At 65.7% G+C, this 21,009-nt stretch carries 23 protein-coding genes; 8 read left to right on the top strand and 15 right to left on the bottom strand.

Annotated features, from left to right (window positions below):
• The first annotated feature begins 252 nt into the window (after nt 1-252).
• A complete protein-coding gene (locus E3N86_RS06535; protein WP_134342835.1) occupies nt 253-453 on the top strand; it encodes a hypothetical protein in 201 nt (66 codons plus the stop codon).
• Between the two features lie 43 nt (nt 454-496).
• Here E3N86_RS06535 and E3N86_RS06530 read toward each other — a convergent pair whose 3' ends face one another.
• Nucleotides 497-1,243 carry an endonuclease/exonuclease/phosphatase family protein gene (locus tag E3N86_RS06530; protein ID WP_134342834.1) on the bottom strand — a complete coding sequence of 249 codons (747 nt, stop codon included), beginning with the start codon at nt 1,241-1,243 and terminating at the stop codon, nt 497-499.
• Between the two features lie 118 nt (nt 1,244-1,361).
• On the opposite strand from E3N86_RS06530, the gene E3N86_RS06525 reads away from it, so the two are divergent.
• Together E3N86_RS06525 and heR are read left to right on the top strand one after the other, a co-directional pair.
• Nucleotides 1,362-1,940, top strand: a complete 579-nt coding sequence (locus E3N86_RS06525; RefSeq protein WP_241985965.1) for an MOSC domain-containing protein — start codon at nt 1,362-1,364, stop codon at nt 1,938-1,940.
• A 66-nt stretch (nt 1,941-2,006) separates the two neighbouring features.
• The gene (heR, locus tag E3N86_RS06520; protein WP_134342833.1) at nt 2,007-2,807 is read left to right on the top strand and encodes a heliorhodopsin HeR; all 801 of its coding nucleotides are present in this window, start codon (nt 2,007-2,009) and stop codon (nt 2,805-2,807) included.
• Nucleotides 2,808-2,982: 175 nt separating this feature from the next.
• On the opposite strand, the gene E3N86_RS06515 is transcribed toward heR, so the two are convergent.
• Nucleotides 2,983-3,816, bottom strand: coding sequence for an alpha/beta fold hydrolase (locus E3N86_RS06515; RefSeq protein WP_166785036.1), 834 nt, complete (start codon nt 3,814-3,816; stop codon nt 2,983-2,985).
• Between the two features lie 474 nt (nt 3,817-4,290).
• Here E3N86_RS06515 and E3N86_RS06510 point away from each other — a divergent pair, with 474 nt between their 5' ends.
• Nucleotides 4,291-5,301 (top strand): diacylglycerol kinase family protein, encoded by a 1,011-nt coding sequence (locus E3N86_RS06510; protein ID WP_134511597.1) that lies wholly within the window; start codon nt 4,291-4,293, stop codon nt 5,299-5,301.
• 159 nt (nt 5,302-5,460) lie between these two features.
• Here E3N86_RS06510 and E3N86_RS17070 read toward each other — a convergent pair whose 3' ends face one another.
• The 3 genes from E3N86_RS17070 to E3N86_RS06495 form a co-directional block, all read right to left on the bottom strand.
• Entirely contained in the window at nt 5,461-7,443 is a 1,983-nt protein-coding gene (locus tag E3N86_RS17070) for a DUF2207 domain-containing protein (RefSeq protein WP_194087814.1), read from the bottom strand.
• A 215-nt stretch (nt 7,444-7,658) separates the two neighbouring features.
• Complete coding sequence (locus E3N86_RS16990) at nt 7,659-8,588, bottom strand: hypothetical protein (protein WP_174776138.1); 930 nt, start codon at nt 8,586-8,588, stop codon at nt 7,659-7,661.
• A gap of 351 nt (nt 8,589-8,939) precedes the next feature.
• The gene (locus tag E3N86_RS06495) at nt 8,940-9,170 is read right to left on the bottom strand and encodes a hypothetical protein (protein ID WP_134511595.1); all 231 of its coding nucleotides are present in this window, start codon (nt 9,168-9,170) and stop codon (nt 8,940-8,942) included.
• 291 nt (nt 9,171-9,461) lie between these two features.
• On the opposite strand from E3N86_RS06495, the gene E3N86_RS06490 reads away from it, so the two are divergent.
• Complete coding sequence (locus E3N86_RS06490) at nt 9,462-10,847, top strand: LLM class flavin-dependent oxidoreductase (protein WP_104099292.1); 1,386 nt, start codon at nt 9,462-9,464, stop codon at nt 10,845-10,847.
• 22 nt (nt 10,848-10,869) lie between these two features.
• On the opposite strand, the gene E3N86_RS16775 is transcribed toward E3N86_RS06490, so the two are convergent.
• Both E3N86_RS16775 and E3N86_RS06485 read right to left on the bottom strand, forming a co-directional pair.
• Nucleotides 10,870-11,022 carry a hypothetical protein gene (locus E3N86_RS16775; RefSeq protein ID WP_166785035.1) on the bottom strand — a complete coding sequence of 51 codons (153 nt, stop codon included), beginning with the start codon at nt 11,020-11,022 and terminating at the stop codon, nt 10,870-10,872.
• A 22-nt stretch (nt 11,023-11,044) separates the two neighbouring features.
• On the bottom strand, nt 11,045-11,458 hold the full coding sequence (locus E3N86_RS06485) for a DUF2256 and DUF3253 domain-containing protein (RefSeq protein ID WP_134374051.1): 414 nt from the start codon (nt 11,456-11,458) through the stop codon (nt 11,045-11,047).
• A 291-nt stretch (nt 11,459-11,749) separates the two neighbouring features.
• Between E3N86_RS06485 and E3N86_RS16770 the strand changes: the two genes are divergently transcribed.
• Entirely contained in the window at nt 11,750-12,577 is an 828-nt protein-coding gene (locus tag E3N86_RS16770; protein ID WP_166784784.1) for an alpha/beta fold hydrolase, read from the top strand.
• Nucleotides 12,574-13,293: a triacylglycerol lipase gene (locus E3N86_RS06475; protein ID WP_174843000.1), complete on the top strand. Its 720-nt coding sequence runs from the start codon at nt 12,574-12,576 to the stop codon at nt 13,291-13,293. The genes E3N86_RS16770 and E3N86_RS06475 overlap by 4 nt, the downstream gene beginning before the upstream one ends.
• A 110-nt stretch (nt 13,294-13,403) precedes the next feature.
• Here E3N86_RS06475 and E3N86_RS06470 read toward each other — a convergent pair whose 3' ends face one another.
• The 5 genes from E3N86_RS06470 to E3N86_RS06445 form a co-directional block, all read right to left on the bottom strand.
• The gene (locus E3N86_RS06470) at nt 13,404-15,149 is read right to left on the bottom strand and encodes an iron ABC transporter permease (protein WP_241980792.1); all 1,746 of its coding nucleotides are present in this window, start codon (nt 15,147-15,149) and stop codon (nt 13,404-13,406) included.
• A 12-nt stretch (nt 15,150-15,161) separates the two neighbouring features.
• A complete protein-coding gene (locus E3N86_RS06465) occupies nt 15,162-16,175 on the bottom strand; it encodes an ABC transporter ATP-binding protein (RefSeq protein WP_134374055.1) in 1,014 nt (337 codons plus the stop codon).
• Between the two features lie 24 nt (nt 16,176-16,199).
• Nucleotides 16,200-17,267 (bottom strand): extracellular solute-binding protein, encoded by a 1,068-nt coding sequence (locus tag E3N86_RS06460; protein ID WP_134374057.1) that lies wholly within the window; start codon nt 17,265-17,267, stop codon nt 16,200-16,202.
• Nucleotides 17,268-17,805: 538 nt separating this feature from the next.
• On the bottom strand, nt 17,806-18,222 hold the full coding sequence (locus E3N86_RS06450) for a hypothetical protein (RefSeq protein ID WP_134570464.1): 417 nt from the start codon (nt 18,220-18,222) through the stop codon (nt 17,806-17,808).
• Nucleotides 18,223-18,312: 90 nt separating this feature from the next.
• The gene (locus tag E3N86_RS06445) at nt 18,313-19,092 is read right to left on the bottom strand and encodes a hypothetical protein (protein WP_134374059.1); all 780 of its coding nucleotides are present in this window, start codon (nt 19,090-19,092) and stop codon (nt 18,313-18,315) included.
• Nucleotides 19,093-19,225: 133 nt separating this feature from the next.
• Here E3N86_RS06445 and E3N86_RS06440 point away from each other — a divergent pair, with 133 nt between their 5' ends.
• Nucleotides 19,226-19,423 carry a hypothetical protein gene (locus E3N86_RS06440; RefSeq protein WP_134374061.1) on the top strand — a complete coding sequence of 66 codons (198 nt, stop codon included), beginning with the start codon at nt 19,226-19,228 and terminating at the stop codon, nt 19,421-19,423.
• A 45-nt stretch (nt 19,424-19,468) separates the two neighbouring features.
• On the opposite strand, the gene E3N86_RS06435 is transcribed toward E3N86_RS06440, so the two are convergent.
• The 3 genes from E3N86_RS06435 to E3N86_RS06425 form a co-directional block, all read right to left on the bottom strand.
• Nucleotides 19,469-19,930, bottom strand: coding sequence for a nucleotidyltransferase domain-containing protein (locus tag E3N86_RS06435; RefSeq protein WP_134374063.1), 462 nt, complete (start codon nt 19,928-19,930; stop codon nt 19,469-19,471).
• A gap of 113 nt (nt 19,931-20,043) precedes the next feature.
• Nucleotides 20,044-20,310: a type II toxin-antitoxin system RelE/ParE family toxin gene (locus E3N86_RS06430; protein ID WP_255453040.1), complete on the bottom strand. Its 267-nt coding sequence runs from the start codon at nt 20,308-20,310 to the stop codon at nt 20,044-20,046.
• On the bottom strand, nt 20,307-20,528 hold the full coding sequence (locus E3N86_RS06425; protein WP_104171445.1) for a DUF6290 family protein: 222 nt from the start codon (nt 20,526-20,528) through the stop codon (nt 20,307-20,309). Before E3N86_RS06425 ends, E3N86_RS06430 begins: the two co-directional genes overlap by 4 nt.
• Between the last annotated feature and the right edge of the window lie 481 nt (nt 20,529-21,009).

The following is a 21,009-nucleotide window of genomic DNA, read 5'->3' as shown; positions in this document are numbered from 1 at the left end:
TGCCGAAATCTGCCCTAAACCCAGTCTGGAAGGTGATTTCACCCAAAATCTCCGTCGAATTGGTTCGACGCCGAACCCGGCGCTCGCCCGTGCTGAACAGCGTCCGCGCGGTGCAGTCAGCTCTGCCAATCCGGGAGCGATGCAACCAACCGATTCGGACTCACTAGTTCTGGGCAGGCAAGGCACGGTATGCGCCCCGCGGGCCTGCTACCGTAAACGCTGTCGAATCCCCACCCGATTGGAACCACCCGCATGAAGAACTGGTCCTTCACCACCTGCGCCGTCGCCGGGTTCAGTTTCAGTGCCTTCGGGGTGGCCCTGATCATTCTCAACGCCGTGACAGCCAACGCGTTCCTCACCGTCCTGCTCTGGATGGCGGGCGTGGCCCTCCTGATCGGCGGATCCCTGTCGGTGCGTGCCCACCTGCTCTGGACGCGCGGCGACACCCAGTAGACGGGGCCCCGCCCTCGACGCTCAGTAGTCGAGGCCCCCCCCCTTAGATCGCGAATTCGCCGCCCGGAGCGCGCTCCGTCTCGGCGAGGCTGGCCGGCACATTCGTGGCGTTCACCGACTCGTCGCTGTAGGTGGAAGTGACCAGGATGGGCAGGTGGTCAGAGGTGCCGAGGGGCAGCGTCTCGACACTGTCGATGGTCAGCCCGATGGAGGTTGCCAGGTCGAAATGCCCGCGGAAGAACTTGTAGCGCGTGTACGTTCGGGTGTCGCTCAGGGTGAGGTCGTAGCCGGACTGGGTGATGTGGTCGCCGAGGCGCCCCTTGAAGATCGGGTAGTTGTAGTCGCCCACCATCAGGGTCGGCAGGCCCGGCCCGAGCACGTGCAGTTCTTCGTGCGCGGTGCGGATCTGGTTGCGCCGCAGAGAGTTGAGCGCGGTGAGCGGCGCGGCGTGGAACGAAGCGACGACGATTTCGCGGTGGGCGGCGAGGTCGGTCAATCGGGTGCCGATCAGGCGCTCATGAGCGGGGGTCAGCACGCGGTCGTGCAGTGACTTCTTGAGCGCGAAGGTCTGGGTGCGCTCGTTGGTGAACCGGTCCATGCGATAGTAAATCGCCAGGCCGAGTCGGTTGCGCACAGTGGAGTCGGCGAGGTGCAGGAGACCGATCTCCTCGGGGAGCTCGAGGGTGTCGCATTCCTGCAGACAGAGGACGTCGGGATCGTAGTTCTCGGCCAGGGCGATGAGCTCACCACTGGCACGATTCTTGCGGAGGTTATAGCTGATGACTTTCACGACTGACCTTTTTCGACTCGACTCGACTCGCTGAACACCCACCTAGCCTACGTTTGCGACGCAGAAATGCTATATCGGCTGGGTGAATTCTCGGCGGCCCTCATGCGAGACTCGGGGCATGATGCAGGATGCGACGGCCACAGTGACGGCAACGGTGACGGCCACGGTGGAGTCGGTCAGCCGAGACGAACGGCACGCGTTCAGCAAGCCGACGGTCCCGGACATCCGTTTGATCGCGGGATTCGGGGTGGAGGGCGACGCTCACGCCGGAGCCACGACGCAGCACCGCTACCTGATCGTGAAGGATCCGACCAGGGCGAACCTCACCCAGGTGCACTTCATGCCCGCCGAGCTCTTCGACGAGCTGCGGGGGGCCGGCTTCGAGGTCTCCCCCGGCGAGCTGGGCGAGAATATCACGACCCGCGGGCTGGATCTGTCCGGCCTTCCGCGGGGTGCCCGGCTGCGGCTCGGCACCGACGCGGTCGTGGAGATCACCGGGCTGCGCAACCCCTGCTCACTGATCAACGGGTACCAGAAGGGGCTGATGAAGACGCTGATCGACACGGATGATGCCGGTCAGGTGATCCGCAAAGCGGGGATCATGGGAATCGTCGTCACCGGGGGAAGCGTCGCTCCCGGGGACCCGATTCGGGTGCGGCTGCCGGCCGGGGAACACCTGCCGCTCGGCGTGGTCTGACGCTTGGGTAATGGCAGTCGGCGACCCTGCTAGTCTCGGCCTCACCTGACCTGTGGAGGAGCCCCGATGGCACGCAAGAACTACACCCCCGATCAGAAAATTTCCCGCCTCCGCGTCTACAACATCGTGGCCGGCTCACTGCACCTCGTGCAGGCCCTGGGCTTCGCATACGTGCTCACCCTGCTCAGCACCCAGGTCACCTTTGCCGTCACCGCCGACTATCTGTCTGCTCCTCCCGGCGTGCCGCTGCCACCCGAGCGGGTGACCCTGTTCGACGTCAACGTGGGCATCGGCGTCGTCTCGTTCCTGGCGCTCTCGGCCTTCTTCCATTTCCTGATCTCGTCGCCGAAATTCTTCCCCCGCTACGCGGCGGGGCTCAAAGCCAACCGAAACTACTTCCGCTGGGTCGAATATTCCCTGAGCTCCTCGATCATGATCTGGCTGATCGCCCAGATCACCGGCATCACCGACATCGCGGCCCTGTTCGCGATCTTCGCCGCCAACGCCGCCATGATCATGTTCGGGGCACTGCAGGAGAAGTACGAGACACCCGGCAACGGCAAGTTCCTGCCCTTCATCTTCGGGTCGATGGTGGGCGTGGTGCCGTGGGTCGTCATCCTGACCTACTTCATCGCCCCCGGCTCGAACACCGAGGCCGCACCGCCGGCTTTCGTCTACGGCATCATCATTTCCCTCTTCCTGTTCTTCAACACGTTCGCCGTCAACCAGGTGCTGCAGTACCGTCAGGTCGGCGGCTGGCGCGACTACCTCCGCGGCGAGCGCGCCTACATCACGCTGAGCCTGGTCGCCAAGACCGCGCTGGCCTGGCAGGTGTTCTCCGGCGCGATCATCCCGGCACTCACCTAGGGCAATCGTTTAGCCGACCAGCTCGGGCCCAAGCTGGTACCGGGCACGGCAGAAGCACCACCCCCGTGCTTCGAAGCTGGTCCGCAGCGCCACCTCGTAATCGTCCCGGGCGAAGCCAGGGACAGCTGTCGTCTCACCGACGTTCCGGGTCAACAACGACCCCGCCAGGCGACGGCTACAGCGTCGACGGACGAGTGCCCGCAGAGCGTGCACTCGGGGAGTGGGCACCCGTAGCGCGGCCGCCCGCGTCGGAGCCGTCGAGGAACTCGAGGACGTCCGGCAGGAGGCGTGGGTCTGAGATCGCGGCCATGTGCCCCTTGCCGGGGAAGAGGATGAGGCGGGCGTTGGGGATGCGCGCCACCGTCTCGCGGAACAGCTCGGGCGTGTAGAAACCGTCCCGGTCACCACCGATCAGCAGGGTGGGCGCTTCGATCTCGCCGAGCCGGTCGCGCAGGTTGAAGGCGTCTTCGGCGCGAATGGTGGTGATCAGGTCGGGGCTGGCCTTGCCGAACGTGCGGGGTCCGAGCATCCAGCCCATGCCGGCTGCCAGCCGACTCGGGGGCTTGTCGCCGAGGACACTGAACATCTTCCGGCCGGCCTGCCGCGGGCGCCCGGCAAGAACCTCTTCAGCGACCCGACGCTGCACCTGCTTGCCGTTTGGCCCCAGGGTGTAGGCCGCGCAGACCACGACGAGACGCTGCACCACATCGGGATGGTCGGCGGCGAGTTGCAGGGCGATGCTCCCGCCGGTCGACGTGCCGATCACGTCGATGGGCCCCGGAAACTCCAGGCGCAGAGCGTCGGCGTAGTCCCGGGCGATGTCGGCCATGCTGGCGTTCGGGTCGAGGCCCGGGCGCGGGGTCAGCCTGAGCACGCGGTGCCGGGCCGCCACCGGAGCCAGCATCCGGGTCACAAGCATGCGCTCGACGCCGACCGTCGGTTCAAAGTTCTGGGTGAGGCCCGGGATGGCCACCAGCGGCGAGCCCGTGCCGAACCTCAAATAGGGCATCCCTCCGAGGAGGGTGCCCGTTCGCCGAGCCATGGTGCGCGCATCGGTGACATTCTGTGTTTGTGTCGCGGGGGGCATTGAATTGACCCTTTCGTTTCATCGACGGTTCCGGATGCCGTCAGCCGGCTCCGCGGAGAGCGGTGCGGCAGCGAGCGGTGCGGTAGCGATCGGCCCGGCAGCAACCGGCTCTGGCGTGGCCGGCTGGGCAGAACCGTTGGTGACACTACCCGCGCCGCGGGACCCCCGAAAGCGTCCCGGCAGATTCGGCCGGGGTTCAGGAGAGTCTTCCCACCCTGAAGCGAACGAGAGGAACGTGATTTTCGAGCGAAGTGGTGCCAGCATAAGGAGTGGGTCTGCGCCTGGGAAGGGGCGCCCGACTGCGGGGTCGCGTGACAAATGGGCAGCGGCATCCGTCTAGATGAGTGAGAACCCATTGACGGAAGGCACCAGCTTCCACCATCGAACGGACCCCACATGACGAGCACCGATCTGCACCACGACGACCTGACCGATGACGTGAGCGCACCCCGGCTCGCCGCGGTCGTCTACAACCCCATAAAGGTTGACGTCGACGAGCTCCGGGACGCCGTCGAGGCCCAGCAATCGGCCGCCGGCTGGCCGGAGACGCTGTGGTTCGAGACGTCAGCTGAGGACCCGGGGCAGGGACCGGCCCGGAAGGCGATCGAAGCCGGGGCCACCATGATCATCGTGGCCGGCGGCGACGGCACCGTGCGCGCCGTCGCGGAAGCCGTCCACGGCACGGAGTGCGCACTGGCGCTGCTGCCGTCGGGCACCGGCAACCTGCTCGCCCGCAACCTGCAGCTGCCCCTCGCCGACACCGGGCTGGCCCTGCGAGCCGCGTTCGCCGGCCAGGACAAGGTGATCGACGTGTGCCTGATCGACATCGAGCGGGCCGACCGGTCGGTCGACCGGCACGCCTACCTGGTGATGGCCGGGCTCGGCCTCGATGCCAAGATGCTCGCGAACACCGACGACGACCTCAAGGCGAAGGCCGGCTGGCTGGCCTACGTGAAAGCCATGATCGCCGTCGGCAAGGACGACAGCGATCTACGGTTCCGGTACCGGCTCAACGCGAAGCCCGAGCAGGCGATGCGCGCGCACACCATCATGGTCGGCAACTGCGGGTCGCTTCCGGCCAGCATCGAGCTGATTCCCGACGCCGCCCTCGACGACGGACTCTTCGACGTGGTCGTACTGAAGCCGGAGGGCTTCGGCGGCTGGCTGCAAATTCTGTCTAAGGTGCTGTGGGAGAACGGCGTGCTCAGCCGAACGGTATTGGGCCGCAAACTGCGCACCAATGATGTCGACGCGCTCAACTACGCCACCGGCACGAAGCTCGTGCTGCGGCTCAACCGTCCGGAAGAGATCGAACTCGACGGCGACGGGTTCGGCACCGCCGTGGCCTTCAAGACCTGGGTGGATGCCGGTAGCCTCACCCTGCGCGTGCCGAGCGACGCCGCGTAGGCGGCGCGGGGCATCCGTCGCCCTTTCCCGTTCCACTCTGCTCGACGCGCGGGAGGTGCGCCGCTCTGCGGATGGCATGCCACCAGCGAAGCGGCGCGGCACCCGCGCCGGCACGACGGGCAGCGGCTGCGGGACGGCTGCGGGACGGCTGCACAGCCGTCAGCGGCCGCCGCCACCGCCTCCGCCACCGCCACCGCCGGAGAACCCGCCGCCGCCGGAGCCGCCGGAGAAACTTCCTCCGCCGCCGGAGTATCCGCCGCCGCTGCTGGAGCTGACGGGAACCGTGGCAGAGGTGAGGACCGAGGCGACCCAACCGTTCATGGCGACGCCGAAGCCGCTCGCGGTGAAGCCTCCCTGCGACACGATCCAGCCCGGCGCCGGCGCCCCGTGCTCGTAGAGCACGACGAGCTCCTTCGCCCAGTCCCGTTCGACGCCCCAGAGCACCGCGAAGGGGAGCAGCTCCTCATAGAGCTTGACCAGTTCGACGGTGTCGGGTGCGCCGGCGGCATCCGTCACCGGGCTCGGCAGCGCCCCCGAAGCGACACCCGGCATGGCAGGCATCGTGACCCGCAGCGCGCCGTCCGGGCTCTGCAGCATGCGGAAACGCTCCTCCTCGGCGAGCTCTAGATAGACCTTCAGTCCCTTGAGGTAGTCGCGCTGATCGGCCCCGGAATCGGTGAGCTGCACCGTGCCCTGGGCGAGGTAGAGGGCCAGGTAGAGGAACAGCGCTGCGATGACGGCGACCGTCATCACCTCGCCGAACTTCGGGGAGCCGTCGATCAGCGCCACCGCACCGAGGATGGCCAGGGCCGGCAGCAGCACGACGGCCATTCCGATGGCGATCCACCTGCCGCCGCAGCCGGTCACCTTGGCCCGCCAGCCGCGCTCGATGACCGACGCTGTCGCGGCGGGGAGGAACGCGCTCAGTTTGGCGGCGAGTGTGCTGTCGGCGACCCCCAGTTCCCGCGTCGCTCCGATCGTCAGGCGGGGGAACAGCGTCTCCAGCAGCTTTCGCTCCTGAGCGTCCACGCCTTCCACGGTCAGCAGCTGCAGCGTGTAGTCGCCGCCGCCGGCGCTGACCGGATAGTCGAGGATGCGCACCGTGCCGCGCACCGCCAGGCTCACAAGCTCTGCGGCGATAGCCGTCTTCGACCGATTCGCAAGGTCCCCCGCCTCCAGCAGGTTGTAACCCTTCGGCACGCTGTACTGGGCGATGATGGTGCCTCGGCCGCGGGCGTCGCGCTGGCCGAGTCGGCGACGGATGAAGGCGAGCACGACCCCGAGAAAGCCGACAGCCGCCACCAGGAACAGCAGCCCGGTCGCCGGTTCTCCCCCGCCGTTGTCCGAATCGCTCGCACTGTAGCTGGCCGAGGCCGGCACCGACACGAAGGTGCCGGGTGCAAAGCCGATGGCCACGGTCAGGTTCTGCCGCGGACCGAGACCCTCCACGGACGAGGTGAACAGCTGGCCCGTGGATCCGGGCACTGCGGCATCCGTGGTCTGGCTGATCTCGCACCGGGCGCCGTCGTCCTGGGCCCCGGAATAGCAGGCGGTGTCGCCGGTGAGGAACTCGGCGACGCTCGGGTCGACGTGCACGCGCGCGGTGACGGAGCCGAACGACTGGTCGAACCCGGTGCCGTTGGTGTCCCAGTAGAGCTCGTCGTCGTCGGTGTCGGCGAACGCGCGCACCACGTTCTGCTGCGTGTAGGTGATCGTGTAGGTCTGCTGGCCGCGCACGAACTCATCGGTGCCGAGCGGCACCTCGGTGACGGAGCCCTGGTCATAGGTCTCGAAGTAGACGGGGGCTCCGGTGGCGTCGGTGACCGATTCGACGGTGGTGTTCAGCGGCACCCCGTTGTAGTCGTTGGGGAGGAGGCGCACCATGCCTCGGTTCTGGTCGAAGTTCGGGAACTGCGCCACGAACGTCTCGACCGTGCGCAGGGTGGAGTGCCCGGCGTCGTCACGGGAGAGGTAGTAGTCGGCCTCGAAGGAGGTGAATGTGAAGTCACCGGTGTCTGCCGACGCGGCCAGGGGCGTCCCGACGGCCGGCATCCCGAGCGCGAGCGCCGCCGAAACCGCGAGCGCGGCCACGACCTGCACGAATCGACGTAACGGATGTCTGGCCGGTGCGATCCCGTGCATGTTGCCGCTCCCTGTTTCTGCCGGAGCCGGGAGCCTCGATGCGGCGTCGACCGCGCCGAGCCGTGCTGTCCCCACAACATCCGCCCTTCGAAGGCTAGTGCAGCACGGGTCCCTTCGGTGCATGCGAACCGACAGCTGAGAGCCCGGCAACGAGAAAACCGGTCGGCCCCTCCACGAGGGGACGACCGGCCTTGTTGCTGCGGGTGATCAGGGCATCAGTACCAGTTGTTGGCCTGCGAGTGAGACCAGGCGGCGCACGGGGTGCCGTAGGAGGAGGCCTTGATGTAGCCGAGGCCCCATGCGATCTGCGTGGTCGCGTTGGTGGCCCAGTCGCTGCCGGCCGTCGCCATCTTGTTGCCGGGCAACGCCTGCGGGATGCCGGTGGCACCGCCGTTGGAGTTCACGGCGTCGTACTTCCACTCCGATTCCTTCTGCCACAGCTGGTTCAGGCAGGAGAACTGGTCGGCGCCCCAGCCGTACTGGGACGCGGCCATGGCCTGAGCCGTGGCGCGCGCGCCGGCAGGAGTGTTGCCGGAGGCCAGCGACTGGGCACGGGTGGCTTCAGCGGCGGCGGCCTGAGAAGCGGCCTCAGCGGCGGCGGCGGCCTCAGCGGCGGCCTCAGCGGCGGCGGCCTCGGCGGCGACCCGATCGGCTTCGATCGACGCCGCGGTGACGGCGGCAGTCTCGGCCTTGGTCTGGGCGGTCAGCGAGGTGATCTCGTCGAGAGGGAGGATCTCGTAGCTGGCGAGCGAGCTGGCGACCGCGGCGAGGCTGGAGGCATCCACCTTGTCCTGGGTGGCGGCGATGACCTGATTGGCCTCGTTCAGGGTGATGGATGCCGAGTTGTCGACGTGCGCCTTGGCGACCGCGCGGTAGGCGCCGAGCTGTTCACGGTGCAGGCCGGTGCTGTCGGCGAGTTCGGTTGTGGCCGAGACACGGTCCTGGGTGGCGGAGGCGGACTGACCGGCGAAGCCGGCGCCGACTGCGAGGCCGGTGACGGCGAGCACACTGGTGGCGATGAGCACGATGCGGTGCGGGCGGTTGATCTTGGTGGGGCCGGTGGTGCTGTTGCTGCTGGGAATGCTGTTGCTTCGCTTATTTTGGGCAGCGAATCGGATGCGGATTTCTTCGGGTGTTTCGGGCATGTATGTGCGCTTGACTTCCGTGTTACGCAAGCTCGCACGCGTGCGCGCGCCAACTTACTGAGCATCGGGCCTGCGCTTTCGGGGGACGGCGCAGACGAAACTTATACTCTGTCTCATGTTTCTGAACAAACGCTCAGTATTCTGTGAAAGTCATGGGTAGCCGGGCCGGGACACCGGATTCGGCGGGCCCCGCGCGGCGGCCCTGGTCTCGCTGCGCGCGTGCTGCGCCGCTGCGCCGATGGCGTGCCACGCGCGGAACGGCGCAGCTGCCGCGCGGCGAATGAAGAACGCCGCGGGGATCGCGAACAGCGAGATCACGGCGCCGCACAGGAACGCGGCTGGAGCCCGCGATCAGCAGACGAATGGGCCCGGAGCGGTCGGCAGCCAGCCCGCAACCGAGCCGATGCCACCGGATTCCGCATTCAGGTTGCTGAGGCCGTAGACGAGCTTGCCGAAGCCGGGCGGCGAGAGGATGACCAAGACCACGTCGATCGGCGTCTTGCGCGGAGTGGTGACGTTCTTCAGCCCCAAGCCGCCCACGACGAGCACGCTGAGGGTGATCAGGAGCACGAGGTCGAACAATTAGCGCCAGCCGAGCACGCTGAGAATGGCGCCCGAACTGCTGGAGCCGATACAAGGGCGACCGAGAAGACGATGGTCAACAGCAGCGCGAATATGGTCGTCGTGCCGGTGGCCCGTACGACCCAGGCGGCCAGCAGCGTCGGCGGCAGCGTTGCGGTCTCGTGCGCGGCGAGGGATTCAAACCGCGCCGCTCCGGGCGGATCTGCGAGATTCAGCCCGTCGCTCCCCGTGTGTTACGCCAAATGGCGAGTGCTGTGGCGCCGTCAACGACCGCGCCGCAGGATGGGTGGCATGCCCAGACAAATTCGCTTCAACGCTTTTGACATGAACTGCGTCGCGCACCAGTCCTCAGGAATGTGGCGGCATCCGCTTGACCAGTCCTGGCGATACAAGGACCTCTCCTATTGGACCGACCTGGCCAGGCTGCTCGAGCGAGGCACTTTCGATGGCATTTTCATCGCCGATGTGCTCGGAACGTACGACGTCTATGGCGGTTCGAACGAAGCAGCGATCCGGCACGGGGCCCAGGTTCCCGTGAACGACCCGATTCTGCTCGTCTCCGCCATGGCGGCGGTGACCGAGAACCTCGGGTTCGGCGTGACCGCGGGTACAGCGTACGAGCATCCGTACCCGTTCGCACGACGGATGTCGACGCTCGACCATTTGACGAAGGGTCGCGTCGGCTGGAACGTCGTCACCGGTTATCTGCCGAGCGCCGCCCGCAACATGGGGCATGAAGACCAGTTGGAGCATGACGACCGCTACGACGTCGCCGACGAATATCTCGAGGTGCTGTACAAGTTGTGGGAGGGCTCGTGGGAAGACGATGCCGTCATCCGCGACCGGGAGACCGGGGTGTTCACCGATCCGAGCAAGGTGCATGAGATCGGGCATTACGGCAAGAACTTCACCGTGCCGGGGATCCACCTGTCCGAGCCGTCGTTGCAGCGCACGCCGGTGATCTATCAGGCCGGGGCATCGCCGCGCGGTATCGCCTTCGCCGCCGGCAACGCCGAGGCGATCTTCGTGGCCGCTTCGACCAAGTCCGGCCTCACCGCGACCGTGAGCAAGATCCGGGATGCGCTCGAGCAGGCCGGTCGAGACCGGTACTCCGCGAAGATCTACACGCTGCTGACAATCATCACCGACGAGACCAGCGAGAAGGCGCACGCAAAACATCAGGACTACCTCTCCTACGCGAGCGAAGAAGGCGCCCTGGTGTTCATGTCGGGCTGGATGGGCATCGATCTCTCCCGGTATGACCTCGACGAGCCGATCGGCAACGTGAAGAGCAACGCGATCCAGTCGGCGGTGGCAAATTTCCAGGCGGCGAATGATGACGGCTCCGAGTGGACCGTGCGTGACATCGCGAAGCTCGGCGCAATCGGCGGCCTGGGGCCGTTCATCGTCGGCTCACCGGAAGAGGTTGCCGATCACCTGCAGGAGTGGGTCGCCGATACCGATGTTGACGGGTTCAACCTCGCCTACGCGATCACACCCGGAACGTTCGAAGACGTGGTCGAGTTCGTGATTCCCGAGCTGCGTCGTCGCGGGGCCTACCCGGAGGAGTACGTCGAGGGCACTCTACGCAACAAGTTGCACGGGCGCGGCGACCGTCTGCCCGAGGAGCACCACGGAGCCGATTATCGGCTCGGGGTGAACCAATCCGTTAGGTGACGAGCGGCGACCGCCGCTCGCCCTATGCAATCCCCGACTGCACCAGCAGCCGGGGGAAATCCGTGCGGCGGCGACCGGCCAGTTTGAGCACCTGCTCACGCTCGCGCCGCAGCACGACCGACGACCGCGCGGTGGCGGACGCCAGAATGCGGGCAAGGGTCTCGGGCCACGGCACTCGGTGAGCGCGGGTACTGCGCCTATGTCCGCACCCGCCGCAACCGGATCGGACCCTTCGCCGTCGACGGATCGACCACGGCCCCGCCCTGCATGATCTGCAGGTCACCGCGGGCGACCATGCGGCGTGCGGCGCGTCGGGCCGGCTCCATCAGGTCGTTCCAGCCGTCACCGCCGACCACTTTCGCCGCCTCGGACGGGCAGATCGTGGCATTCGTCGCCCGCGCACTGAGCAGTGTCGCGATAGCCTCTTCCAGCTTGAGGTCGGTCGCCGTGACCCCATGTGCGCGGCAAGTGGTCGAGCAGTACTTCACCGACTCCCAGTTGTCGGCCCACTTCATGCGCCACTCGATGCGCCGCCCACACGAGGCACACGTCTTGTCCGCCCGGTCACGGGCGGGGTCAGAATCGGCGGGTTTTCGTTGACGGTGGGCCATGCCTTCTATCCTGCGGGATGGCGCGGGTCGCCGAGAGCCGCCGAGAGTCGCCGTTTGCGCCGAGCGTCGCCGTTCCAGCGGCGATTCTCGGCAGAATCGGCGACTCTCGGGGCTGCAGGGCGCCGGGCAGGCCGCCAGGCAGGGCGCGCCCGACCCATCGGCGCCGCGGGCGCGACGAATTCGGCCCGCATCCGTCTTATCAGTGACGGATGTCTCAGCCCCCGTGAGCGCCCAGGCCACCCGACACTGCCGGAGGCTAGGATTTTTGCACCTGAACCCGAAGGAAATCCCGTGACGAGCACCGACCGAGCGCGTGTCGAACGATGGCGCGCAGCCGCTGTTCCTGCCCGTAGCCGCAGCATCGAGGTTGATGGGCACCAATTCACCGTGCACTCCCTGAAGAGCACCTCGCCTTCGCCGGACGCGCCGACCTACCTGCTGGTCCACGGCATCGGGGCGTCGCACCGCTACTACCGCCGGGTGCAGAGGAGCCTGGCCGCCATCGGGCATACCCATTCGCTCGATCTGCCCGGATTCGGCGGCACCCGCCGGCCCGTTCGGCCGCTCGCTGTCGAAGAATACGGCGCCCTGCTCGGCCGGCTACTTGATCGACTCGAGGTGCCGCGGGCGGTCCTGGTCGGCCATTCGATGGGCGCCCAATTCGTCACCGAGGTGGCCCGGCAACGCCCCGATGCCGTCTCCCACCTGGTTCTGATCGGCCCTGTCACCGATCCCCGCCGGTCGACAGCCGTGCAACAGGCGCTGGGCCTGACCCGGGATGTGGCCAAGGAGTCGCCGTCGGGCAATCTGATCGTGTTCCGTGACTACCTCGAGTGCGGCCCGCGCTGGTTCTCCACCGAGCTCGTCCCCATGCTCGGCTACCGCACCGACCTGGCCCTTGGCGAGGTGCACTCCCCCATCCTCGTGATCCGAGGCACCAACGACCCCGTCTCGGGCAGCACCTGGTGTGCATCGCTGGCCGCCGCCGCGCCGGACGGGCATGTGTTCGAGGTCGCGGGGCACCGCCACCTGGTGCACCACAGTGCCGCCGTGCAAACCGCCGCCATCATCGAGGGGCACGCCCTGCGGCTTCCGTCGGTCGCGCACCCGGCACAATGATTCGCCGTCTCCTGAACCCCCGTCTGCTGAGTCGCCATCTGCGCGAGGCCTGGTGGTGGCTGCTCGACTATGTCTATGCGGCGACCGGCCAGACCCGTGCGTTCCTCTCCCGCGCCCGGCCCACGGACTTCCGCTCCGGTACCAAAGCCCCGATCGTGATCATCCCCGGGGTGTATGAATCCTGGCAGTTCATGCGACCGTTGATTGAGATACTGCACGGCCACGGGCATCCGGTGCACGTGGTGGCGAAGCTCGGCCGCAACCGGCGTTCTCTGGCGGATGCCGCCGCGACCGTGGCCGCCTACCTCGAGCGGGAGAACCTGAACGGCGTCGTCATCGTGGCGCACAGCAAGGGCGGCCTGATCGGCAAACTGCTCATGACGACGGATGACCCGGGCCGCCGGGTGAGCGGAATGACCGCGATCAGTTCACCCTTCGGCGGTTCCCGCTATGCGCGCTATTGGGTCGTGCCGAGCATCCGTGCCTTCGCTCCCACCAACATGGCCCTGCACGACCTCGGCCTGGACCACCGGGGCAACAACCGCATCACGTCTATCTACGGGGTGTTCGACCCGCATGTCCCCGAGGGCAGTGAACTCGTCGGCGCCCGCAACATCCAGCTCCGGGTCGGTGGGCACTTCCGCATCCTCGGCGACCCGGCGGCCGTGCGGGCCGTGCTCGACGCGGTGACGCATGCCGTGGAGTCGGCAGTCTGACTCCGGGTCGCAGATCGACCTTCGGTCACGCGGGCAAGGCGCTTGGCCTGCCGCACGTGGAGCCTGACCGCTCGGGCTGATGTTCAGCCGCAGGGAGGACTCCGCCCCGACTACTTCGCCGCGACAGTGCGCGCGCGGCGCGTATGGCGCTTCGTCGACGAGCCTCCTCGCCCGTAGACCAGGTACATGGTGAACCCCATGATGATCATGAGAAGCACGGTGTAGACGAACGTGATCGACATGGAGTCGAGGTTGTTCTCCCCCTCCGTGCTGGCCTTGATCGCGACACCGAGGGGTTGGTAGAGCGGGTGATACAGGAACACCGCGGCGTCATAGTCGTCGAGCAGACTGTTGAAGTTGAGCGCCGTGATCGCAGCCGCGGTCGGGAGAACCAGCGGAACCAGCACCGTGCGAAGGGTGAACATCGACCCGGCACCGAGGATGCGGGCGGCATCCTCGAGCGACTCCGGCACCGACGCGAAAGCCGCTTTGAGCAATCGCAGGGTGAACGGGATCTTCACGATCACGTAGGCGATCAGCAGGAGACTCGTCGTGCCTGTGAGCACCTGGCCGCCGACCATCGCGTTGGGGCGGTCGAACGTCATGACGAGGGCGAGGGCGATGAGAATCGTCGGCAGGATCCAGGGGATGTGCAGCAGGTACTCCAGCGTGACGGTCAACGGGTTGCGGTGCTTCTGCAGCAACCGTGAGACGAACAGCATCCCGCCGACCACGATCACCGACGCCAGCGCGCTGTATACTACGCTGACCACGAACGGCCGGAGCACCGCGGGCGTGCCGAAGACCGTGGCGTAGTTGTCGAGCGTGAACGAATTCCAGCTGATGCTCCCCGTGACAATGGCACTCGAGTGCACGAAGGAAAACAGCACGATCAGCAGCACCGGCGTCGCGTAGACGACAAAGAGAGCGTAGGCGGCCACGTGCACGGCAGCGTTCGCCACTGGGTTCGGGATTCTCTGTTTTTGCAGCGGGGTCGCCACCTTCGCCACCGAGAAGTACACCCCCGACTTTTCGACCCGGTTCATCATTGCCAGAAGCACGATGGTCGCCAGGCCGAGGATCACGGCGAGCAGCGCGGCGAGGTCACGCGACCCGGTGCTCTTGGAGAAGGTGAGGATCATCGGGGCGATCGTTTGGAAATCGGTGCCGCCCAACACGAGCGGCGCTGTCAGTGCGCCGAGACCGGTCAGGAAGGTGAGAATTGTCACGGCGAAGATCATCGGGCGCAGGGCGGGCAAGACGATTCGCCAGAGGATGCCCATGGTCGACGCGCCCATATTGCGCGCCGCCTCGATGGTCTGGTAGTCGATCTTCGCCAGCGACGATCCCAGGAAAAGCATATGGTTCGTCGTCGTGGCCAGCGTCATCACGACGACGACCGCGAAGTAACCGGAGAACCAGTTCGGGTCGATCTCGGGAAACCAGTTGCGCACGGCGTTGGTGACGAATCCGTAGCGGCCGTAGATGAAGTTGTAGCCGGCGGCGAGCACGATGCCCCCGTAGATAAGGGTGGTGGCGTAGCCGAGCCACAGCATCCGTGCGCCCCGGATCTTGAAATAGTCGGTGACGAGAACGATGAAGATGCCGACGGCATTCACCGTGACGGCCAGCGTGGCGGCCAACGCGAAGCTGTGCCAGAGGCTGTTCATCGCACGTTCGGAGCTGACCAGTTTCTCGACGGCCCGAAAGCTGAACTGACCCTCCGGGAAGAAGGTTCTGATAAGCAGGTTGGCGTTCGGGAAGACCAAAAACGTCGCCACGAACCACAGCGTCACCAGGGTGATGATGACGACGAACGGGGATCGGAACATTGAAGCCCACGACGAAGTGCGCACGGATGTTCTCCTTTAGTACTGCAGGATCGACGACGGGTCGATATACAGTCGCGCCGCAGAACCCGGTTCGAGCGCAGATCCGCCGCCCTCGGGCACCAGAGCACGAATGCTGCTGCCATGACTGTCGATTGTGTAGGTGCTGTGCGAGCCGTGGTAGGAACGGCCGGCGACAACGCCATCGAGCCGGATCGCATCCGTGTTGCCTGGGGGCGCCTGCAACGACACCTTCTCCAGGCGCAGGTACGACGTTTTTGCTGGTGCGAGACCGGTGCCACCGCGCTGGCGCAGCTGGTGCACGACGTCGCCCGAGAGCTTGTTCATCGCACCGACGAAGGTACAGACGAACTCGGTGCCGGAGCGGTTGTAGATCTCCTCCGGGGTGCCTACCTGCTCGACCACACCGTGGTTGAACACGGCAATCCGGTCGCTCATGGTGAGCGCCTCTTCCTGGTCGTGCGTGACGTACACCGTGGTGATGCCGAGTTCCCGCTGCAGGTTCTTCAGCTGTTCGCGCAGCTGCACGCGCAGCTTGGCGTCGAGATTGGAGAGGGGCTCGTCGAGCAGCAGGATGCGCGGCTTGAGCACGAGGGCCCGGGCGATGGCGACCCGCTGCTGCTGGCCACCGGAGAGTTCGGACACGTTCTTCGCGAGCTGCTCCTCGCTGAGCTCGACCTGAGCGGCGATCTCGTCGACGAGCAGCGCCGTCTCGGCCTTTCTGGTCTTTCGCACCCGCAGGCCGAACGCGATGTTCTCCCACACGCTCATGCTGGGGAACAGCGCGTAGTTCTGGAAGACCATGCCCACGCTGCGTTTTTCGCTCGGCAGCCGGGTGGCCACCTTCCCGTCGATGTAGATCTCACCCCGGGACGGTTCGATGAACCCGGCGAGCGTGCGCAGGGCCGTCGTCTTGCCGCACCCGGAGGGCCCGAGCAGGGTGAAGAACTCACCCTGCTCGATCTCGAGGGTCAGGTCCGGGATGGCGATTTTCTCGCCGAAGCTCACTTCGACGTTCTCGAATCTGATCATGACTGTTCGTGCCCGGGCCGAGACTTAGGGCAGGTACTCGAGCTCGGTCTTCTCGACCCACTCGGAGATGCGTTCGCGGGTCAGCGACCAGTCGATGTCCTGCTTGGGGAGGGACTCGATCAGTTCGACGACCTCCGGAAGCGCCTCGGCGCGAGCCTTCTCATTCACCGGGTAGGACGCGAATTCGGCGGCGAACTCGCCCTGCACCTCGGCTCCGCCGAACCAGTCGATGAACTTCTCGGCCTGGTCCTGGCGCGGCGTGCCGTTGATGACCGCGATCTGCTCGGTGACGTAGGGGACACCGTCTTCCGGGCTGATCACGCCGGTCTTGGTGGCGTATTCGGCGTCGCGGCTGGTGATTCCGCTGCTCGGGAGCACGCCGTAGTCGACCTCGTCGCGGGTCAGGCGCGCATACAGGTCGGTGCCCTCGATCGCTGGTGAACCGTGCTTGTAGTAGTCCTGCACCTGCTTCCAGCCGGCATCCGAGATGCCCAGGTCGCCCTTCTCGTCGGCATAGGGCGCGAGCATGCCGGCGAGAACCAGTTGCGGGGTGGCCTGGCCGAGGCTGGTGTTCACTTCGTATCGGCCGTGGTATTCGGCGCCGTCCCACAGGTCGCTGACCTGTTTCGGGGCGTCTGCGCTCGTCACGGTGTTGGTGTCGTAGACGGTGACGATGGCCTGTTCCACGAGGGGCCAGAACGCCCCGTCCTTGGCGTCACCGGCTTTCTTGTCGACATCCCCCGACCACTCCGGCGTGTAGGCGGTGACGGCATCCTCTGCCTTCAGCGTTTCGAAGAACATATTGTTCAGGCCGAAGACGACGTCGCCCACCGGGTTATTCTTCTCGGCGACGATGCGGTTGGCGAGGTCGGCCCCGCCCAGCCCCACGATCTCGATCTTCATCCCGGCCTCGGCGGCCTTGGCGGTCACCCATTCCCCACGCCCATCCGAATTGCTGTTCGTGTAGACGATGAGGGTTCCGGAAGATTCCCCCGACGACGCCCCGCCTGCCGTGCTGCTGCATGACGCCAACGCGACGGTGCCCAGAAGCACGGCCGCAAGAGTGGCCGCTGTGAGAATGCGCTTGTTCAATTGTGAGTCCTTTTCTGGGCCGCGAGAGGGCAGATGGCCACTCACCGACCGAATCAAGTTTTAGCAACGGTTCATTCACACTAAGTCGCAGAAAATCCAGCCCCAGGCCACCTGAACGAAAGTTTGCCTTGCGTTAACTGGCTGTACTGACGCCGTTGGAAGCGATGCCGCAGTTGACGTCTTGCGCACGCAGCTGATGCCGAAATGTCCCGGGTTTAACTTGGCGCTCGTTCCCCGAAGCAGGCCCAGGCGCACTAATGCCAACGCGTCACGCGGCCCCGGCCTCGGCAGGGCCGACCTCCCCGAGATAGCCCTTCGACCATACGTAGAGCAAGAGCACACGATGGGCTCAGACCGCGATCGAACCACGATTGCTCGCGAGAGCGATGGACCTGCTCGCAAAGAATGACCAGGACTGGCAGCATGCCTCCACCCTCAATCCGCAGATGAAGCGCATGGACCCGTCATTCCAGGAACGAACGTTGGGATTCCGGCCCTGACCACCCTGGTCGACGTTCAGTCGACCAAGCACGTCTGGTCAGCAGAGGGTCTCGTCGAACGCCACTATTGCCGCGGCCAGGGAGGCCGATTGGTAATCCTCGATCAATGCAGACGCCGTAGTATCCCGCAGGTTTGTCACTTCAGCCGTGGGATTCGTGATGGCGGAGGTAAGTTGCAATAGCTGCTTGAGATCGGCCTGAGTCTTCGGTGTTCCGGAACCAGACATCGCCAGGGCAAGGTTGCAGGCGGCTCGCACATCGCTGTCACCATAGGCCTCGATCTGCTCGAGCCAACGGGCGGCATTCTTCTCCGCGGCAGCAGAACCGCCTCCTACGATGAGTTCGGTCTCGTTTGCAGATCGGCCGAGAATGCGCCCCAGATCATCCAGGCTGCTCGTGCCACTCCGAGCGCAACTGGCGCCCGTGAGGAGAAAGCCAGCAAGTACGAGCGCCAAGAGCGTCCGGGCTGAGGCGTGCGGCCCCCTGGCCGATGGTAAGCGGATGCTGTCATGTGTCATGTCGATCCCACTCCAGTCAGATGCGATTCAAGCTCCTGGTTTCTCCGGCGGCGCCGGTGTTCGCTCTGTGGCCAGGCCGTCCGAAACGGGTCCGGAACCCGGTTTTACGACGCCGGCTCCCGCTCCGGCAATCGGCACCCGTGTCGTCTGCATTTCCCGCTCTAGCTCAATCTTTGAACGAGTCAGCTCGGCGTTTGTCTGTAGGTCTTGTACGGCTTGAACCCCCGAGGTAGCGGCCCGCTGCCCGAAGTAGAAGCCGACGATTGCGATGACGACCGTCGACAGTGTGGCGAAGATCGTCTCGGCGAAGTCAGTGCTTGCGCCAGAAGCCGGCGCCAGCACCACATCGTAGGTGCGCCCGGTCCCGTCGGCGGCGCCAGCCTCGGCAACATTGAAGCTGATGACGCGTTCAGACGGAAAGCCCGCGAGTGTGCTTTCCGAAACTCCGGTGGATTTCGCGCCCCGCGATTCGCGCAAGCTGAGCTGACTGAACAGGTAGATCGACGAAAACGCGAAGAGGAGCAGAAGCAAGAGCGCAATCACCGCGCTGATGCTGCCGTTCGGAAGATTGAGCGCACCACGGTTTGCCGTGCCATCCATAACTCGGGAAATCCAGGCCACCAGCGTGAGCAGGACGAGGAGCGCTGATAGTCCGAGGAGGATCCAGACGGTGAGCGCGATCTCGGCCGGTACACCCACAGGCTGCTGAGCAAGCACTGTGATCAGAACCGTCAGAGCGGCCAGGACAACAGTGAGCACACCGCCCGTGACGTAGAGGGCGGTGTTGCTCGATTCGCTTGCGCCCACTCTCGGCATCATCACAGCTCCCATCCGAATCGTTGCACGCAACATACACCTGGGACTCAGGTAGCGCTCATCTGAACGTGGCCCGGCACACTGAGACACGGGCGGTCTTCGCCTCAGTGTTGTTGTTGGCATCATGCACCCCGAGTTCAAGCAGGTGCTGCTGCCCTGGATCACCGAACGCCTGATGTTCCCGGGCGTCACTGGAGCGGGGTGGACCGATTCGCAGATCGAACGCGACGAGCGCGACCGCCGCAAACTGTTCGTGGGCATCACCCGAGCTCGCGACGAAGTGTGGGTCGGCTGCATCGCGGCGCAGGGATCGTCTGCGTGACCTACCCAATCCCCAGCTGCACCGGCAGCGGAAAGTGATCACGCGTTACTCATACACGTCCCGACGATGGCCGACGGTGACCACGACCACCACGAGGATGTCGTTGCGAATGATGTAGATGATCCGGTAGTCACCCACCCGCACCCGATAACCGAGTACGAGCCCGGCCGCATCGAGAAGGGAAGCGTCGGGGGCGAAGGTGACGAGAAGGTCGATGTCGCTGCCGGCGGCATCCGTGCCCTGGGCGATGCTGCCGAAGACTCGCACGGCGCCGGCACCGCGGTGGCCGGCCAGTTCGAGCACACGGCGCCGCTCGCGCGCCAGCACGAGAGACGGCCGCTCAACGGCGGCAGCCAGGATGCGAGCGAGAGTTTCCGGCCGCGGCTGCACCCGACCAACCTCGTAGGCGGAGCGGTTGGGCTGCGGAACTCTGGCACGAAGGGCCAGCTGGCTCTGCGAGAGATTGGCCCGTAACCGAGCCTCAAGAATCCGGGTGGACGCACTCATGCCGAGACTAAAGCTGGAGGCCGTGCGAACGAGTTGATCGCAACCACGCCCCACGCTTTTTTGAATCACCGCAGACAAATTTGATGCGATCCCGAACCCCGCCCACGGTTGGTTCAGTATGCGTTTTTGCGGTGGTCGACGTTTACGGCCAGGAAGACCAGAGTCTCGTCCATGATCTGAACGAGGACGCGGTAGTCCCCTACTCGGTATCGCCACACGCCGGAGTGGTTTGCGGTCAAACCCTTCCCGCGTTGGCGAGGATCGTCGAGACGTTCGACGTCCTCGAGGTATGACAGGACTCGTCGCTGCACAGCGCGGTCCAGCTTCCTGAATTGGCAATCGAACTGCTCGGTGGTCTCAACGCGCCACCGGGCGATCACAGCTCAGACTCGGCTTTCAGCGCCGAGAGCGGCCGGGAGCGGCGGCCTGCGGCTTCAAAAGCGTTCAGCGATTCGTCGGCCGCAAAGGCGTCCTCCAGATCGGTCAAGTGCTCGCGGAGGGCAGCTCGAACGTAGAAGCTCTTCGAACGCCCCGTGCGCCTGGACAGCTCCTCCAGCCGCTCCTCTTCCTCGGGGGTGAGACGGATTGAGATCGTCACGCTGCCACCTTCCAAAGTAAGACATGTTTACAAAATGATACATCCGTCCTGAAATTGCGTCCAGCCTCAGCCTCAGCCTCAAGCCCAATAGACCCGACAACGCTTTGCATTCCTATCCAATGCGCACGCCGAGGCTCGCCCTGGTCGAAGCTGGCCTTCGCCGGCAGTGGGAAGACGCGCTCGGCGGGAAGCATCGAGCACTCCTGGGCCGTACCGCTGTGCCCGCTGGTACGCGGCGACCGCCAACCACACCAGTTCGCCCACCCGCACGTGCTGCGCGCCGTCGCCGGCCGCCTCCACGATCCTTGCTCCGGGGTCGGTCAGCAGCAGATCGACAAACTGAAGAACGGACTGTTCACCGCTCTTGCTGTACACAATTCGCTTCAGGTCGGAGGTAACGCTGACGGGGGTGGAAAGTTCCTCTCTGCGCCCCAGACGGCCCCACGGTCTAGACCCTCCTGCAATTGCTCACCATGCCGGG

This window comes from Cryobacterium sp. Hz7 (genome assembly GCF_004402815.1).
Classification (GTDB): Bacteria; Actinomycetota; Actinomycetes; order Actinomycetales; family Microbacteriaceae; genus Cryobacterium; species Cryobacterium sandaracinum.
This window is presented reverse-complemented; position numbering and strand designations above follow the sequence as displayed.

What these genes read in the sequence shown, in the direction of transcription:
- E3N86_RS06535 (WP_134342835.1), top strand. Translation starts at nt 253, where the DNA reads ATGAAGAACTGGTCCTTCACCACCTGCGCCGTCGCCGGGTTCAGTTTC.
- E3N86_RS06525 (WP_241985965.1), top strand. Translation starts at nt 1,362, where the DNA reads ATGATGCAGGATGCGACGGCCACAGTGACGGCAACGGTGACGGCCACG.
- heR (WP_134342833.1), top strand. Translation starts at nt 2,007, where the DNA reads ATGGCACGCAAGAACTACACCCCCGATCAGAAAATTTCCCGCCTCCGC.
- E3N86_RS06515 (WP_166785036.1), bottom strand. Translation starts at nt 3,816, where the DNA reads ATGCCCTATTTGAGGTTCGGCACGGGCTCGCCGCTGGTGGCCATCCCG.
- E3N86_RS06510 (WP_134511597.1), top strand. Translation starts at nt 4,291, where the DNA reads ATGACGAGCACCGATCTGCACCACGACGACCTGACCGATGACGTGAGC.
- E3N86_RS17070 (WP_194087814.1), bottom strand. Translation starts at nt 7,443, where the DNA reads ATGCACGGGATCGCACCGGCCAGACATCCGTTACGTCGATTCGTGCAG.
- E3N86_RS16990 (WP_174776138.1), bottom strand. Translation starts at nt 8,588, where the DNA reads ATGCCCGAAACACCCGAAGAAATCCGCATCCGATTCGCTGCCCAAAAT.
- E3N86_RS06490 (WP_104099292.1), top strand. Translation starts at nt 9,462, where the DNA reads ATGCCCAGACAAATTCGCTTCAACGCTTTTGACATGAACTGCGTCGCG.
- E3N86_RS06485 (WP_134374051.1), bottom strand. Translation starts at nt 11,458, where the DNA reads ATGGCCCACCGTCAACGAAAACCCGCCGATTCTGACCCCGCCCGTGAC.
- E3N86_RS06475 (WP_174843000.1), top strand. Translation starts at nt 12,574, where the DNA reads ATGATTCGCCGTCTCCTGAACCCCCGTCTGCTGAGTCGCCATCTGCGC.
- E3N86_RS06465 (WP_134374055.1), bottom strand. Translation starts at nt 16,175, where the DNA reads ATGATCAGATTCGAGAACGTCGAAGTGAGCTTCGGCGAGAAAATCGCC.
- E3N86_RS06440 (WP_134374061.1), top strand. Translation starts at nt 19,226, where the DNA reads ATGCACCCCGAGTTCAAGCAGGTGCTGCTGCCCTGGATCACCGAACGC.
- E3N86_RS06435 (WP_134374063.1), bottom strand. Translation starts at nt 19,930, where the DNA reads ATGAGTGCGTCCACCCGGATTCTTGAGGCTCGGTTACGGGCCAATCTC.